Annotated in this window: 15 protein-coding genes; 10 read left to right on the forward strand and 5 right to left on the reverse strand. The window is 58.3% G+C overall.

From position 1 onward, the window contains the following. Window positions 1-244 precede the first annotated feature (244 nt). The 6 genes from purS (at window position 245) to ACR0BK_RS01170 (ending at window position 8,653) form a co-directional block, all read left to right on the forward strand. Complete coding sequence (gene purS / locus ACR0BK_RS01145) at window positions 245-475, forward strand: phosphoribosylformylglycinamidine synthase subunit PurS (protein WP_117872765.1); 231 nt, start codon at window positions 245-247, stop codon at window positions 473-475. A gap of 3 nt (window positions 476-478) precedes the next feature. Further along, complete coding sequence (locus ACR0BK_RS01150; RefSeq protein WP_480553429.1) at window positions 479-1,522, forward strand: zinc-dependent alcohol dehydrogenase family protein; 1,044 nt, start codon at window positions 479-481, stop codon at window positions 1,520-1,522. 11 nt (window positions 1,523-1,533) lie between these two features. After that, window positions 1,534-2,202: a phosphoribosylformylglycinamidine synthase subunit PurQ gene (purQ, locus tag ACR0BK_RS01155; RefSeq protein WP_480493251.1), complete on the forward strand. Its 669-nt coding sequence runs from the start codon at window positions 1,534-1,536 to the stop codon at window positions 2,200-2,202. 69 nt (window positions 2,203-2,271) lie between these two features. After that, window positions 2,272-4,017: a sensor histidine kinase gene (locus ACR0BK_RS01160; protein ID WP_480481076.1), complete on the forward strand. Its 1,746-nt coding sequence runs from the start codon at window positions 2,272-2,274 to the stop codon at window positions 4,015-4,017. Window positions 4,018-4,029: 12 nt separating this feature from the next. Next, window positions 4,030-5,364, forward strand: a complete 1,335-nt coding sequence (locus tag ACR0BK_RS01165) for a sigma-54-dependent transcriptional regulator (protein ID WP_480553879.1) — start codon at window positions 4,030-4,032, stop codon at window positions 5,362-5,364. A 505-nt stretch (window positions 5,365-5,869) separates the two neighbouring features. Continuing rightward, complete coding sequence (locus tag ACR0BK_RS01170; protein WP_480553431.1) at window positions 5,870-8,653, forward strand: Rne/Rng family ribonuclease; 2,784 nt, start codon at window positions 5,870-5,872, stop codon at window positions 8,651-8,653. A gap of 43 nt (window positions 8,654-8,696) precedes the next feature. On the opposite strand, the gene ACR0BK_RS01175 is transcribed toward ACR0BK_RS01170, so the two are convergent. Next, window positions 8,697-8,930, reverse strand: coding sequence for a sulfurtransferase TusA family protein (locus ACR0BK_RS01175; RefSeq protein WP_480472617.1), 234 nt, complete (start codon window positions 8,928-8,930; stop codon window positions 8,697-8,699). Window positions 8,931-9,036: 106 nt separating this feature from the next. Between ACR0BK_RS01175 and ACR0BK_RS01180 the strand changes: the two genes are divergently transcribed. The 4 genes from ACR0BK_RS01180 (at window position 9,037) to ACR0BK_RS01195 (ending at window position 13,355) form a co-directional block, all read left to right on the forward strand. Further along, window positions 9,037-9,789, forward strand: coding sequence for a cytochrome c biogenesis CcdA family protein (locus tag ACR0BK_RS01180; RefSeq protein WP_480493245.1), 753 nt, complete (start codon window positions 9,037-9,039; stop codon window positions 9,787-9,789). A gap of 62 nt (window positions 9,790-9,851) precedes the next feature. Beyond that, window positions 9,852-11,054 carry a hypothetical protein gene (locus tag ACR0BK_RS01185; RefSeq protein ID WP_480516935.1) on the forward strand — a complete coding sequence of 401 codons (1,203 nt, stop codon included), beginning with the start codon at window positions 9,852-9,854 and terminating at the stop codon, window positions 11,052-11,054. Next, window positions 11,051-12,400 (forward strand): cytochrome P450, encoded by a 1,350-nt coding sequence (locus ACR0BK_RS01190; RefSeq protein ID WP_480553433.1) that lies wholly within the window; start codon window positions 11,051-11,053, stop codon window positions 12,398-12,400. The genes ACR0BK_RS01185 and ACR0BK_RS01190 overlap by 4 nt, the downstream gene beginning before the upstream one ends. Window positions 12,401-12,473: 73 nt before the next feature. Continuing rightward, window positions 12,474-13,355 carry a fructose bisphosphate aldolase gene (locus tag ACR0BK_RS01195; RefSeq protein WP_480493240.1) on the forward strand — a complete coding sequence of 294 codons (882 nt, stop codon included), beginning with the start codon at window positions 12,474-12,476 and terminating at the stop codon, window positions 13,353-13,355. Window positions 13,356-13,358: 3 nt separating this feature from the next. Here the strand turns inward: ACR0BK_RS01195 and ACR0BK_RS01200 are convergent, their stop codons facing one another. Genes ACR0BK_RS01200 through fumC form a run of 4 tightly spaced genes read right to left on the reverse strand, consistent with a single transcriptional unit; the run spans window position 13,359 to window position 15,809 of the window. Next, a complete protein-coding gene (locus ACR0BK_RS01200; protein ID WP_480553435.1) occupies window positions 13,359-13,961 on the reverse strand; it encodes a DNA-3-methyladenine glycosylase I in 603 nt (200 codons plus the stop codon). A gap of 59 nt (window positions 13,962-14,020) precedes the next feature. Beyond that, window positions 14,021-14,242 (reverse strand): ribbon-helix-helix domain-containing protein, encoded by a 222-nt coding sequence (locus ACR0BK_RS01205; protein ID WP_209504003.1) that lies wholly within the window; start codon window positions 14,240-14,242, stop codon window positions 14,021-14,023. Then, window positions 14,239-14,415 (reverse strand): DUF4169 family protein, encoded by a 177-nt coding sequence (locus ACR0BK_RS01210; RefSeq protein WP_480472629.1) that lies wholly within the window; start codon window positions 14,413-14,415, stop codon window positions 14,239-14,241. The genes ACR0BK_RS01205 and ACR0BK_RS01210 overlap by 4 nt, the downstream gene beginning before the upstream one ends. Continuing rightward, window positions 14,415-15,809 carry a class II fumarate hydratase gene (gene fumC / locus ACR0BK_RS01215; protein ID WP_480472631.1) on the reverse strand — a complete coding sequence of 465 codons (1,395 nt, stop codon included), beginning with the start codon at window positions 15,807-15,809 and terminating at the stop codon, window positions 14,415-14,417. Before fumC ends, ACR0BK_RS01210 begins: the two co-directional genes overlap by 1 nt. Between the last annotated feature and the right edge of the window lie 86 nt (window positions 15,810-15,895).

Below are 15,895 nucleotides of genomic sequence, written 5' to 3' on the forward strand. Positions count from 1 at the left end.
TGTCTTTGCCAAGTTGTTGGTAGAGCAGGGTGTTTGCGTGTGGCCGGGCCGTTTGATCAGATGACTATTCCGAAGCTTCCAGCTGCCGTGCCGGCAAAACTACTCGGGTCCATCTGACGGTGCGGGATCGTCACCCACCTGCGGCAAACTGCGTTTGAAACAGGGTTGTCGAAACCCTTCAGGCGCGCTATCCCCCGCGCAACGAAATGGGCCTTGTATGCGGCCCTCAGTTGGAGTTGCCAAAATGAAAGCACGGGTTCATGTGATGCTCAAGAACGGGGTGCTGGACCCGCAGGGCGAAGCAGTACGTCACGCATTGGGTGCAATGGGCTTTGATCAGGTCGAAGGCGTACGTCAGGGCAAAGTCATCGATCTTGAGCTTGCCGATGGCGCAACCGAGGCAGACGTGACCGAGATGTGCGAAAAGCTTTTGGCCAACACCGTCATCGAACGCTACGAGATCGAACTGGTCTGATTGATGCGGGCCGCGCGTCTGATCACCTATCGTCAACCGCTTGAGGTGTCGACGATCCCCGATCCGGTTCCCGCTGAAGACGGTGTTGTGGTGCGAGTGCTGGCCTGCGGTGTGTGCCGGTCCGACTGGCACGCGTGGTCGGGCTCAGACCCGGACGTTGTCCTGCCCATGACACCCGGTCACGAGTTTTGCGGCGAGGTGGTCTCGGTCGGTGCGCGCGTTAAACGGTGGCGTGTTGGGGACCGGGTGATTGCGCCCTTTATCCTTGCCTGTGGGCATTGCCCGGACTGCGCAAAGGGTCATCAGACAATCTGTCCGAACCAGGTCGTGCCCGGCTTTACCTGTGACGGGGCTTTTGCTGAATATGTTGCCGTGGCTCATGCCGATGCCAACCTGACATCCTTGCCCGACAGCATCGCGCCTGAAATCGCCGCCGCATTGGGGTGCCGCGTAACCACGGCGTGGCAGGCGCTTGTTGGCCGGGCGCAGGTGCAGGGTGGTGAGTGGATTGCTGTATTTGGCGGCGGCGGTGTCGGAATATCAACGCTTCTTCTTGGCAAGGCGCTCGGCACGCGTGTTATCGTAGTCGATATCGCCGAGGACAAGCTGGCCTATGCCAAAACTCTGGGCGCCGACGCGGTGGTCAATGCCGCGACATGTGATTCCCCACAGGCGGTGAAAGACATCACCGGTGGCGGCGCCGATGTTGCGATCGAGGCGCTTGGCGTCGAAGCCACGACCGTTTCCGCCATGCGATCCCTGCGCAAAATGGGGCGCATGGTGCAAATCGGAATGCCCACGGGGGACCATGCGCAGATGTCGTTGCCGATGGATGTGCTCTATTCTGGTCAGCTCTCCGTATTTGGCACCCGTGGAATGCCAAGCTGGCGCTATCCGTCGCTGTTGTCGCTGATCGCGGGCCAAGGGGTCGACCTGAGCCCGCTGGTGACCCGGAAAATAACCCTGAACCAGGTAAGCGCCGAGCTTGCCGCTTTTGACCATCCAACGCCTCCGGGTGTTGCGGTTGTCACAGATTTTGTCTCGTAGGAGGGCCCGCCATGCGTGCAGCCGTAATCGTTTTCCCCGGATCCAACTGTGACCGAGATCTTGCCGTCGCCTTTGAGCAGGCCGGTTTTCAGGTCGATATGGTCTGGCACAAAGACGCGGCTTTGCCCGAAGGTATTGATATCGTGGGCGTGCCGGGCGGGTTCTCTTATGGAGATTACCTGCGTTGCGGCGCAATCGCGGCCCAATCGCCGATTTGCAAGGCCGTCGTCGAACACACGCAGCGCGGCGGTTATGCCGTAGGCATTTGCAACGGTTTTCAGGTTCTGACCGAAACCGGCATTTTGCCGGGCGCATTGCTGCGCAATGCTGGGCTGAAATACATCTGCAAGACCGTTGGCCTAAGGGTTGAGACCAGCGACTGCGCGTTTACCAGCGGCTACAACGCAGGCGATGTGATCGGTATTCCGATTGCGCACCACGATGGCAACTATTTTGCGGATGACGCGACGCTGGCCGCGCTGAAAGATCAGGACCGGATCGCTTTTACCTATGCCGAAAACCCGAACGGCTCGATCGGGGATATCGCCGGAATCCTGTCGGAAAACCGCCGCGTTCTTGGAATGATGCCGCACCCCGAACGCGCAGCCGATCAGGGTCATGGCGGCACAGACGGGGTGGCGTTGTTCCGCGCATTGTCAGGTGTGTTTGAAGCGGCGTGACTTGAGGTCTCGCCCGCCGGGGCGTAACCTTTTGCCATGAACACAGAAGTTCGATCTGGCTGGTCAAATATGTTGAAACCGTTTCGTGGTGCGCCGCTGGGCTGGCGGTTGCGGCTGGCGGTTCTTGTTCTGCTGGTCGCGACAATTGCAACGGTCTGGGTGACGAACCGGCTGTTGACTGACAGGTTCACCGAATCCACGCGCAACCGGGCAGAGCTGCGACTGACGCTGTATTCGGGCAACTTGCTGAGTGAATTGCGCCGCAACTCGATTGTTCCGCAATTGCTGGCCCGCGACCCGACGTTGATTTCGGCATTGCAGTCAGGCGATTACACCCTGTCTACCCAACGCCTTATTTCATTCGTGGAAGAGATCGGCGCGGCCTCACTGGTTTTGCTGGACAGCGACGGGCGCACAGTTGCCGCGACCGACCGAAACAGGTTGGGCGAAGGACATCGGAACACGCCATATTTTGTGGATGCGATCCGCTCGAACGCGACGATCTTCTCTGTTATTCCCAAGGACGCAGGCGGGTACAGCTTTGTGTATTCGCGCCGGTTGGAGAACGGGGCCGAGTTCCTGGGCGTAATCGTCGTCGAGGTTGACCTGCAAAAGTTCGAACGCGCTTGGGCAGGTATCTCGGACGCGGTGATGGTTACCGACAGCACCGGCAACATCATTTTGTCCACGGAACCCCGCTGGCGCGGGCTGGATGAGAACACGGCGATGCTGCGCCAACCGCCACAAGGGGCGATCCAGCGCGCGATCCGGGCAACAACCGATTGGACCGCGCTGCCGCCTGATGCCTATCTTCAGGGCGAAGCGGTGATGCGGATCGAGACGCGCATTCCTTTCCGCGGCTGGCAGATGACCTCGTTCACGACCTATGCCTCGATCCGGGAAAAGGTGAACAGCGTTCTGGCGCTGGAAATCATGGGGTTTGCGATTCTTCTGGCGCTTGCGTTCTATGCGTTGAGCCGCCGTGCCACGTTGCGCATGACCCTGTTCCAGCGCGAGTCGGCAGAGCTTCGCGCATTGAATGCACGGCTACAGCGGGAAATCGCTGAACGTGAACGGGTTGAAAAGACGCTGGATTTGGCGGAACAGACGCTTGCGCAAAGCTCGAAACTGGCCGCCCTGGGCGAGATGTCGGCAGCGGTCAGTCACGAGTTGAACCAGCCTCTGGCGGCAATGAAAACCTATCTGGCCGGGGCCCGTCTGCTGCTGCGCCGCAACCGCCCGGAAGAGGCCCTTGCCAGCTTTGGCCGCATCGATGGTCTGATCGAACGGATGGGGGCAATTACCCGGCAGCTCAAGTCTTATGCGCGCAAGGGTGCGGATGCGTTTTCACCAGTAAATCTTGGTGAAGCGCTGGCCTCGTCCCTGTCGATGATGGAGCCGCAATTGCGTCAGCGACACGTGAAGATCACACAGATCGTACCAGAGGAACCCGTGATCGTGATGGGGGACCGAATGCGCATCGAACAGGTCATGGTCAACCTCTTGCGAAACGCGCTGGACGCCACCAAATCAGTGGCGGAGCCGGATGTGGAAATCATCCTGGCAGCTGGTGACACGGCTGTGCTGACCGTACGCGACAACGGGCACGGAATCGAGGATATCGAAAACCTGTTCGAGCCGTTCTACACAACCAAACAGCCCGGAGACGGTGTTGGTCTGGGGCTTGCCATCTCGTCGGGGATCGTGAACGACCATGGGGGACGGCTGACTGCACGCAACGGCCAATATGGCGGTGCGGTGTTTGAAATGCAGTTGCCTGCACTGGGAAGCGACGGCCTTGAAGCCGCGGAATAACGAGGAATGACTATGGCACAAGCCATGAAAATTGCCATTGTTGACGATGAACAGGACATGCGCCAATCGATCAGCCAGTGGCTCGCTTTGTCCGGCTATGACACGGAAACCTTCGCCAGCGCGGAAGATGCGCTCAAGGTGTTGGGTCCGGATTATCCGGGGATAGTGATTTCGGACATCAAGATGCCCGGAATGGACGGCATTCAGCTTCTCAAAAAGCTGATGGGCGCTGACAGCACCTTGCCCGTGATCATGATCACCGGTCACGGCGATGTTCCGATGGCTGTTGAGGCGATGCGTGTCGGTGCATTCGATTTCCTTGAAAAACCCTTCAACCCCGACCGCATGTCTGAACTGGCCAAACGGGCCAGCAATGCGCGGCGTCTGACATTGGACAACCGCGCGCTGCGCCGGGAATTGTCCGGCGGCACCCAGATCATGAACAAACTGATCGGTGCCAGCCCGGTTATGGAACGCCTGCGCGAGGATATCCTCGATCTAGGTCAGGCGGATGGCCATGTGCTGATCGACGGAGAGACAGGGACCGGAAAGACGCTTGTCGCACACGCCCTGCACGCGGTTGGAAGCCGTGCCGGCAAGAAATTCGTGCTGGTGTCCTGCGCGGCGCACGAGGAAGACGCGTTGGCCAAACGTCTGTTTGGGCCGATGATGCCTGAAGACGCCCAATTGCCCGCCATCGAAGAGGCGCGGGGCGGAACGCTGGTTTTGGAAGATGTCGAAGCGCTCAGCGATTCCCTGCAAGCCAAGCTGCTCAGCGTGATGAACGAGCAGGGCACGCCGGCCGAGACACGCATCGTAGCGATCTCGAACCTGCAAGAGGCCGGAAAAACCTCCGAAGATGTCTTGCGGCCTGATCTGTTCTATCGATTGGCCGCCTTGCGCATCACCATGCCGCCCCTGCGCCAGAGGGGCGAGGACATCCTGACCCTGTTTACCCGTCTGAGCGAGCAGTTCGCCGAAGAATACGGTTGTGATGCGCCTCAGGTAAGCGCTCAGGAAGCCGCGCAGCTGTTGCAGGCGCCCTGGCCGGGGAACGTGCGCCAGTTGATCAACATTGCCGAACGCGCGGTACTGCAATCGCGCCGTGGGTCCGGAACGATCGCCTCGCTGTTGATGTCGGATCACGAGGAAATGCAGCCGGTCATGACCACCGAAGGCAAGCCGCTGAAGGAATATGTCGAAGCCTTTGAACGGATGCTGATCGACAACACGATGCGGCGGCACAAAGGATCTATCGCGTCTGTGATGGATGAACTGTGCCTGCCGCGCCGAACGCTGAATGAAAAGATGGCCAAATACGGCCTCCAGCGGTCGGACTATCTGTAAACTTTGTGACGGGGGCTCTGCCCCCGTCGCCTTTGGCGACTCCCCCGGGATATTTTTGGCCAGATGAAGGCGATCCCGCATGCCACGGTTGGGGGCGGTGCAGTTTGCCCATTGTCTTTTCCACAGGACTGCTTTTATTGTGTCCGGACGGGCCGGGCCAGTTTTGTGTCCATAAGCCCCGAATCATTGAGTTTCGCTGCTTTGCTGAAGGTGATGACATATTATTCGCCGCAAAGCAGACCGATTGTGCCCCTTTCGGGGCAATGTAGTACCTGAGCCCGGAACGTCTGGGCGAAAGGAATAAATGGGCAGGCTGCGGCTAACGCGCCTGTCGGAGAAGAACCGCGATGACGCGCGCGCAACGATTGAGTGACCGGGCAGGGGGCCACAGCGCCAGACCCTGCCGCGCGCCGTCCGATATCGCCCTGACAAGACACCTCCCCAAATGTGCCTGTCCACCTGGACGGGTCAGGACAACGCGTTTGGCGCGGTGCACCAAGGACTCATGGCTAAGAAAATGCTTATCGATGCCACCCACGCGGAGGAAACCCGCGTCGTGGTGGTCGACGGAAACAAGGTCGAGGAGTTCGATTTTGAATCCGAAAACAAGCGCCAGCTTGCTGGCAACATCTATCTTGCAAAAGTAACACGGGTTGAGCCGTCGCTTCAGGCGGCCTTTGTGGATTATGGCGGGAACCGGCACGGCTTCCTCGCGTTTTCGGAAATTCACCCGGACTATTACCAGATCCCCATCGCCGACCGCGAGGCGCTGATGGAGGAAGATCGCGCCTATGCCGAGGCCATGAAGGCGCGGGATGAGGCCGACGAGGGCAAGCCGAAAAAGCGGCGTTCGCGCGCCCGATCAAAGGCCGCGGATCTTAAATCGGACGATCTGGTCGAAACGATGGAAGTTTCGACCGAGCCGACCGGTATGGAAACCATCGACCTTGACGATGCCGACATGGAGGTGCCCGAGGGGACATCGCCTATGGAAATCGTCGGTGAAACACCTGTTGAGGAGCCTGCGGACAACGAAGCGCCGGAAGCTGTGTCAGATGACACTGCTGAGGAAACGGCTTCGGAAGACGAGGCTCAGGCTGAAACGGTCGAGTCTTCACAAGACGATGCAGCAGGGGATTCTGATGACGCGGCGGATGCTTCAATCGCTGACGATGGCGATGAAGCGTCTGAATTGTCTGAGGATGACCCGGACGCAGATGATGGCGATGCGGATGAGGAACACGCTGACGCAGCCGCGAAAGATGACACGATTGAAACCGTAGCCGAGGAAGACGACAGCGAGGACATCCGCCCTCAGCGCAAGCCACGCCCACGCCGGTATAAGATTCAGGAAGTGATCAAAGTGCGCCAGGTGCTGCTGGTGCAGGTCGTCAAGGAAGAACGCGGCAACAAAGGGGCAGCCCTGACGACCTATCTGTCGCTGGCAGGTCGCTATTGTGTTTTGATGCCGAACACCGCGCGTGGCGGTGGGATCAGCCGCAAGATCACCAACGCGGTTGACCGCAAAAAGCTGAAAGAAATCGCGGCGGATATTGATGTGCCGACAGGGGCGGGTTTGATTATCCGGACTGCAGGCGCCAAGCGCACAAAATCGGAAATCAAGCGCGACTATGAATACCTGCAACGCCTGTGGGAGCAGATCCGGGCATTGACCCTGGAATCCATTGCACCTGCGAAGATCTATGAAGAAGGCGATCTGATCAAACGGTCGATCCGGGACCTTTATAACCGCGATATCGACGAGGTTCTGGTCGAGGGCGAGGGCGGATACCGCATCGCCAAGGACTTCATGAAGATGATCATGCCGTCCCATGCCAAGAATGTGAAACGGTACGAGGACGCGCTGCCGCTGTTTGCGCGCTATCAGGTGGAAAGCTATCTGGCGGGGATGTTCAACCCGACCGTTCAGCTGAAATCTGGCGGGTATATCGTGATCGGCGTGACCGAAGCGCTGGTGGCAATCGACGTGAACTCGGGCCGGGCCACGAAAGAAGGCTCGATCGAGGAAACGGCGCTGAAAACCAATCTGGAAGCCGCGGAAGAAGTAGCGCGTCAGTTGCGTCTGCGTGACCTTGCCGGTCTGATTGTCATCGATTTCATCGACATGGACGAGCGCAAGAACAATGCGTCGGTTGAAAAGCGTCTTAAGGACAAGCTGAAAACCGACCGTGCCCGCATTCAGGTCGGCCGGATTTCGGGTTTTGGCCTGCTCGAGATGAGCCGTCAGAGGCTGCGCCCGGGTATGATCGAGGCGACCACGCAGCCATGCCCGGCATGCCATGGCACCGGCCTGATCCGTTCGGACGACAACATGGCGCTGTCGATCCTGCGTCAGATCGAAGAAGAAGGCACGCGCCGCCGCTCGCGCGAGGTTCTGGTGCGCTGCCCGGTCAGTATCGCGAACTTCCTGATGAACCAGAAGCGCGAGCATATTGCCCAGATCGAATCGCGCTATGGCCTGTCTGTACGGATCGAAGGCGATGTGCATCTGGTCAGCCCGGATTTCTCGATGGAGAAATTCAAGACCGCCAGCCGCATTGTTCCCGAAGCGACAGCTCCTGTCGTGTCGGTCGATGCCTCGCTGATGGATCTGGTGGATTCTTCGGAAGAGGAGGAAGCCGAAGAGGATATCGCGTCGATTGAAGATGATACCAAACCCAAGCGCAAGCGCCGCCGTCGTCGTCGCAAGAAAGGCGCGGGCAACGGTGACGCGGCGGAACAGGGCGCGGATGACGGCGAAGGGTCAGAGCAGGAGGATGCCGTAGGCGAATCCGCTGAAACGGAAACCGCTGTCGAGACAACCGAAGCCGAAGCAACGGAAGAGGAAAAACCCGCCAAGCCCAAGCGTAAGCGCGCTCCGCGTCGTCGTAAGAAAGATGCGGTAGCAGAAGAGGGTGCGGAACAGTCGGAAGCACCGGACACCGATGCCGGGGCCGATGCACCGGCGGTTGAAGAGGCGGCCTCAGACGCAGAAGCCGAACCTGCCGAGGCGGCTGTCGCCGAGCAAAGTGAAGCCGATGAGACTGCTGACGCTGCGCCGGAAGCAAAAGACGTAGCCGAGCAGACTGACGAAGTCGCACAAGCAGAAGCGGTCGTTGCGATGGAAGAACCTGAAGTTCAATCTGCCGATGAGCCGATCGAAGACGCACCCGTGGAAGAAACACCCATGGCAGCAGAACCTGAACCGGTGCTTGAAACTGTGGCAGATGAACCTGAGCCAGAATCCGACAGGCCCAAACGGCGCGGATGGTGGTCGCTGGGCAACTGATGAAAGGGCGGGCAGATTTGCCCGCCTTTTTTATATCACAAAGTCAGTCGGTTTTTCGGATCAGATAGACCTGATGTTCGCCATCCAAATCCTGAGACAGCAATGTGTGGCCAGCTTCGGCGCAAAAATGCGGGACATCGATGATGGCTGCCGGGTCATCAGCCAGTACACGCAACACAGAACCTTGCGGCATGGATTTCAGCCGTTTGCGGGCCTTGAGGACGGGCAGGGGGCAAAGAAGGCCCAGCGCATCCAGCGTATCTGTAATCTCTGACATGATTTTCGGGATAGGGCGAAGTTGTAATATTGTCCAGATTCCAAGCACGAGGATGTGACTCATTGGCCCCGTGACGGACCGCCATTCATCACTTATGTGCTTAGACATGTTCGGAATAGAAATCATAGACGCGGGGCTGCTGCCCGCCATGTTTGTTGCCCTGCTGGGTGGCCTGATTAGCTTTCTGTCGCCTTGTGTGCTGCCCATCGTGCCGCCCTATCTGGCATATATGAGCGGCGTCACGATCAACGAAATGCAGGATGAGGCCCGCGCCCGGCGCAAGGCAACCATGTCAGCGCTGTTCTTTGTGCTGGGCCTGTCGACGGTTTTTCTGCTGTTGGGATTTACCGCATCTGCCTTTGGAGTGTTCGTGCTGCAAAATCAGGTTCTTTTTGCCAAACTGTCCGGTGCCGTTGTCATTGTCTTTGGTCTGCATTTCCTGAATGTCTTCCGCATCCCCTTTCTGGACCGCGAAGCGCGGATCGAAACCGGCGATTCCGGTGGCTCGGTCTTTGGTGCTTATATTCTTGGGTTGGCCTTTGCTTTCGGCTGGACGCCCTGTATCGGCCCCCAGCTGGGCGCGATCCTGTCCCTTGCGGCAACCGAGGCCTCGGTGGCGCGCGGCACGCTGTTGCTGGGTGTTTATGCAGCCGGATTGGGTATTCCGTTTCTGCTGGCAGCCATGTTTCTCAACCGCTCTATGACCGTGATGAACCGGATCAAGCCCTATATGGGCGTGATCGAAAAGGTCATGGGAGGGCTGCTGCTGTTCGTGGGCATCATGCTGATCACAGGCCTGTTCACCCGCTTCAGCTGGTGGTTGCTTGAAACCTTCCCGGCGCTTGCGAATTTCGGCTGAGCGTCTGCCCCCCTTACCTTGACCTAAAGCCTGCGTTAACCTGCGCGGCAGAAGGTAAAGGCATGAGCAGTCAGAGAAATCAGTCACAGGTTCGCAAACGCCGGGTGTTCTACATCCCCGGTTATGACCCGATGCCGCCGCGACGATATCGCGAGCTTTACCGAACCGAGTCGCAGGCGCAGGCCCGGATCTCGGGATATGAGATCGCCATGGCCCCCAAGTCCGCAAAAGGTCTGTTCGGCTGGTCCGTGACATCATTGCAGGACGGTGCGTCTGTTGAGACAGAAATCGAAGTTCTGGTCTGGTCAGACATCGTGCGCGACAGCATGTCCGCGTCGATCCCTGCAACCTACGCGCAGTTGGCCCACACGGCGTGGATATACATTTCGACCGGCGCTTTGTGGCGCCTGATGCGGTTGCGCAAGGGCCCGGTGATTGCGGCGCTCTATCCGGTGGCGATGTTGGTGTCTCAGCTGCTGGTTGCGTTTGCAGTCGTGTGGGCATGTGTGGCGATGGCTGGCTGGTGGGGTCTGTTTCCGGGTATCGCCGTTGCGGTTGCGCTGATGCTGTGGTTCCGCAAGATCGACAACCGGCTGTTTGCCTATTACCTGATGCATGATTACGCCTATTCCGCGCAGCTGAAGGGGGAAACTCCGCTTAAACTGAAGGACAGACTGGCCGTATTCCGCAAGGCGATTGAAGCCGCTCTGATATCCGGTGTGGATGAGGTACTGGTCGTGGGCCACAGTTCGGGCGCGCATATGGGGGTGTCTGTTCTGGCCGACCTGATCCGCGACAGGGCTGTGCCGAAACAGGGGGCAGAGTTGTCGTTCCTAAGCCTGGGGCAGGTGATGCCTATGGTATCCTTTCTGCCAAATGCGCATGGCCTTCGGTCCGACCTTCAATTCCTGTCCTCCAGTTCAGACATCACGTGGGTCGATGTCTCGGCCCCCGGGGATGGCTGTGCATTTGCGCTGTGTGATCCGGTGGCCGTTACAGGGGTGGCCGGACCAGAGAAACGCTGGCCGCTTGTCCTGTCGGCGGCCTTTACCCAAACCCTGTTACCTGAACGTTGGAAAGCCTTGCGCTGGCGGTTTTTCCGGCTGCATTTTCAGTACCTTTGCGCCTTCGATAAGCCGGGTCTGTACGACTATTTTCGGATAACGGCAGGCCCTTTGACGCTAAAGCAGCGGTTCCTTGGGCGCACACCTTCGCGCAGCCGGATTGAGACGCCAGTGTCCAAATACACGTCGGTGCGCCCATGACCCCGCCCAAGCCCCAGCCACGCGCAGACAAGGTTTCCCTACTGCGCTATCTGAAACTGTTTCGTCAGGATCTGCTGTCTGCGCAGCCAGCGCGCCTTTATCGCGCGTGGATGGCCGAATTCAGGACACCCTTCTTTCGATCTTTCCTGATCAATCAACCGGACCTGATTGACACCGTCCTCAGGAAACGCCCCGAAGATTTCCCTAAATCGGGCCGGATCAGCGAAGGCCTGCGCCCCTTGCTTGGAAATTCGGTGTTTCTAACCAATGGAGAGACGTGGAAACGTCAGCGGCGCATCATTGACCCGGCATTTGAGGGCGGGCGGCTGAAAGACACGTTTCCCGCCATGCTGGCCGCGGCAGACGCATGTGTTGAGCGGTTGCGGCCCCATGTCGGCAAACAGATCGAAGTCGAAGAACAAACAAGCCACGCCGCAGCGGATGTGATTTTTCGCACCTTGTTTTCGGTGCCAATTGACCACGCCATAGCCAGCAAGGTGTTTGAAAAGTTCCGCAACTACCAGCGCGAACAACCTCTGCTGAACCTTGCAGCCTTCGTTCCGCTGCCCAAATGGATGCCTCGGTTTCACTCCCGGACGACACGGAAAAACGCCGAAGACATTCGTAACCTGATCACTGACCTGACCCATGAGCGGGCTGAGGCGATCAAGGCCGGAACCGCCCCCGATGATCTGGCAACCAAGATCATGACGACCGCTGATCCTGAAACCGGCCAGTTTTTCGGGCCCGAGGAGATGGTTGATCAGGTTGCGATCTTCTTTCTGGCAGGCCATGAGACCAGCGCATCGGCTCTGGCGTGGACAGTTTATCTGCTGGCAATTTATCCCGAATGGCAGGAAAGGATTGCTGACGAAGCTGCCACTCTGGACGATCCGACATTTGCCTCGGTTTCCAAACTCAAGATCAGCCGCGACGTGTTTCGCGAGGCACTGCGCCTTTACCCACCGGTTCCCATGATGGTGCGAGAGGCCACGGGCCCACACCGTTTCCGAAACAGGGACGTTCCCAACGGGTCACAAATCGTCATCAGCCCTTGGCACCTGCACCGTCACGAACGATTATGGGACAACCCCGACAGCTTTGACCCGACTCGCTGGAACAGTGAAAACGACAAGACATGCCAGCGCGAAGCATATATCCCGTTCTCCGCAGGTCCCCGCGTTTGTACCGGGGCCGGGTTTGCCATGGTCGAAGGGCCGCTGATCCTGTCGATGCTGGTGCGAAATTTCAAATTCGAAACAATCAGCGGCAAAACGCCGGTTCCGGTGGCCCACCTGACCGTTCGATCCAGGGATGGCATATGGTTGCGGCTGATTGAGCGCTAACAAACTACCATCGGTCCTGACTGTGATGTATGCGGGGGGAGACATCGGAATCATCATTGAACGGGAAAACACTATGGCCAAAGCAGAACAGCGCGCGCAGATGATCAACGGAGCAGGCTTTATCGCGGCATTGGATCAAAGCGGCGGCTCGACCCCGAAAGCTTTGGCGTTGTACGGCGTTGACGCGTCGACCTACAGTTCGGACGCTGAGATGTTCGGTGAAATACAAAAGATGCGCGCGCGGATCATTCTGGCAAATGACTTCACCAAGGACAAAGTCATCGGTGCGATCCTGTTCGAACGCACCCTCGGGGAAGAGATCGAGGGCCGCAAGGTCGCAGATTACCTTTGGTCGGTCAAAGGCATCGTGCCTTTTCTGAAAATCGACAAGGGCCTCGAGGATCAGGCCAACGGCGTTCAGCTGATGAAGCCGATCCCCGGTCTGGCCGACACGCTGGCAAAGGCAGAAGGCGTATTCGGCACCAAGGAACGTTCGGTCATCCACGAGGCTAATGCCGAAGGCATCGCGGCCGTGGTCGCCCAGCAATTCGACGTAGCCCGTGAAGTGACTGAAGCCGGGATGGTTCCAATCGTCGAGCCGGAGGTCAACATTCATTCAGAAACCAAGGCCGAGGCCGAGGAGATTCTGAAAGCTGAAATCCTGAAGAACCTCGACCAGCTGGTCGAAGGGCAGGAGGTCATGCTGAAGCTGACGATCCCGACACAGGCAAACCTGTATGACGAACTGGCCGACCATCCGCGCGTTCTGCGCGTTGTCGCACTGTCAGGCGGGTATTCGACCGAAGAGGCCTGTAACCTGCTGGGTCAAAACGGCAAAATGATCGCGTCTTTCTCTCGCGCACTGACCGAAGGTCTCTCGAAACAGCAGTCAGACGCCGAATTCAACGCCGCTTTGGGCGGCAATATCGACAAGATTTTCAAAGCCTCTGTCTGATCCTCAGACGGGTTTCGTGAAAGAGCGGCGCAACTGCGCCGCTTTTTTTCTGCTGATACAGCCCTCGGCATGGTCATTGACCAGTCCCATGGCCTGCATGAACGCAAACACCGTCGTGGGGCCAACAAACTTCCAGCCCCGTTTCTTGAGGTCCTTCGACATCGCCACCGACTCGGGCGATGTGGATGCCGATTGCGGGGGCGGCGGCGTTTCCGCCTCATACCGCCAGACATAAGCAGCCAGCGATCCTTCAGACGCCACCAGCTCCTGCGCGCGGCGGGCGTTATTGATCACCGCCTCGATCTTGCCCCGGTGGCGAATGATCCCATCATTTTGCAGCAGACGTTCAACATCAACTTCAGAGAATTCGGCCATCTTGTTGAAATCAAAACCGTAAAACGCTTCTCCGAAATTCTCGCGCTTGTTCAGGATCGTGCGCCAGCTAAGACCCGACTGAAAACTTTCCAGGCACAGTTTCTCGAATAACCGCTGATCATCCGAGACCGGAAAGCCCCATTCGTTGTCATGATAGTCAAAGAATTCCGGCGCGGCCTGGCACCAGGAACACCGAGGTTGACCGTCTGGCCCCAATACTGTGTTGCTCATGAATGTACCCCTTTTGTTCCTCGGGGACGTTACACCCAACGACCAAGATCTGACAAGTGTTAAACCTTGTCTCGGTACCAGTTCAGAATAAACACGCGAATAGCCGAGGCCAATCCGGTTTCCGGGTCGCGGTCAACATCAATTTGCGCGGCCAGTGCATTGATTGGCTGATCTTTTTCTTTCGCAATGTCGCGAAATGCGCGCCAGAATTCATCTTCAAGCGAGACAGATGTCCGGTGGCCCTTGAGGGTCAATGAACGTTTTACCGGGCGACCGCTCATTCATCCAGCTCGTGATTGTCGAGTTCACGCTTCTGCTTGTCCTGCTGAAGCCTGACGATTGCTTTCTCGGACTTGGTGCGCCCAAAGGCGACGGCATTCTCATCTGCGCGGGCCTTCTTCTCGGCCCGCGCCTTTTCTTTTCGATACCGGTTCAGGTTGACCGGCTTGCCCATTAGTCTTTCGGGCCGATCATCTGTTCGGGGCGTACAACGGCATCAAAGGTTGCCTCGTCCACAAACCCCAGCGCAATGGCTTCTTCCTTGAGGGTTGTGCCGTTCTTATGCGCGGTCTTGGCGACCGTGGTGGCATTGTCATAGCCGATGGTCGGGGCCAGCGCCGTCACCAGCATCAGCGATTCCTTCATCAGCTTGTCGATGCGCGGCTCATTGGCCTTGATGCCCAGCAACATCCGCTCGGTAAAGCTGTCGGCGGCGTCGCCCAGCAGCTGGATCGATTGCAACAGGTTGTAGGACATCATCGGGTTATAGACGTTCAGCTCGAAATGGCCCTGACTGCCTGCAAAATTCATCGCGGCGTTGTTGCCCATTACATGCGCAGCAACCTGTGTCAGCGCCTCGGCCTGGGTCGGGTTCACCTTGCCGGGCATGATGGACGAGCCGGGCTCGTTCTCGGGCAGGATCAGTTCGCCAAGCCCCGAACGCGGGCCAGAGCCCAGGAAACGGATGTCGTTGGCGATCTTATAGCAGCTGCCCGCGATGGTCGCCAAAGCCCCGGACATAAAGACCATGGCGTCATGAGCAGCCAGCGCTTCGAACTTGTTTGGCGCGGTCACAAAGGGCAAGCCGGTGATCTGCGCCATATGGCCCGCCACAGCTTCGCTCCAACCGTTTTGGGTGTTCAGGCCGGTGCCTACGGCAGTGCCGCCCTGCGCCAGCTCATAGATGCCGGGAAGCGCTGCGTGAACGCGTGCAATCCCCTGACGGATCTGGTGGGCATAACCGCTGAATTCCTGCCCCAGTGTCAGAGGCGTTGCATCCTGTGTATGGGTCCGGCCAATCTTGATGATGTCCTTGAACTCATCAGCCTTCTGCTCAAGACCAGAGGCCAGCTTTTCAAGCCCGGGCAGAAGGACGTCACGAACACTCATCGCCGTGGCAATGTGCATCGCAGTTGGAAAGGTGTCATTCGACGACTGACCCATGTTGCAGTGATCGTTCGGATGCACGGGGTCTTTTGAACCGATGACACCGCCCAGAATTTCGATGGCGCGGTTCGCGATGACCTCGTTCGAGTTCATGTTCGACTGGGTGCCGGAACCCGTCTGCCAGACGACCAGCGGAAAGTTGTCGTCAAACTGGCCGTCGATCACCTCACCCGCAGCCTGAATGATGGCATCGGCAATTCTGGCATCCAGCTTGCCGGTTGCCTTGTTCTCCATCGCGCAGGCTTGCTTGATCACGCCCAGCGCACGCACAATGGCAATGGGTTGTTTTTCCCAACCGATCGGAAAGTTCATGATCGAACGCTGCGTTTGCGCCCCCCAATACTTGTCGGCAGGAACCTCGAGCGGGCCAAAGCTGTCGGATTCGGTGCGGGTCTGAGACATCTGTCACTCCGTCTGGTATGCTGTTGTATGCCGTTTAGCCGCAGCTAAGCCGTGACGCAATCGGCCAGTTGCGCGCACCTTAAACC

It is taken from the genome of Ruegeria sp. AF1, from assembly GCF_056542125.1.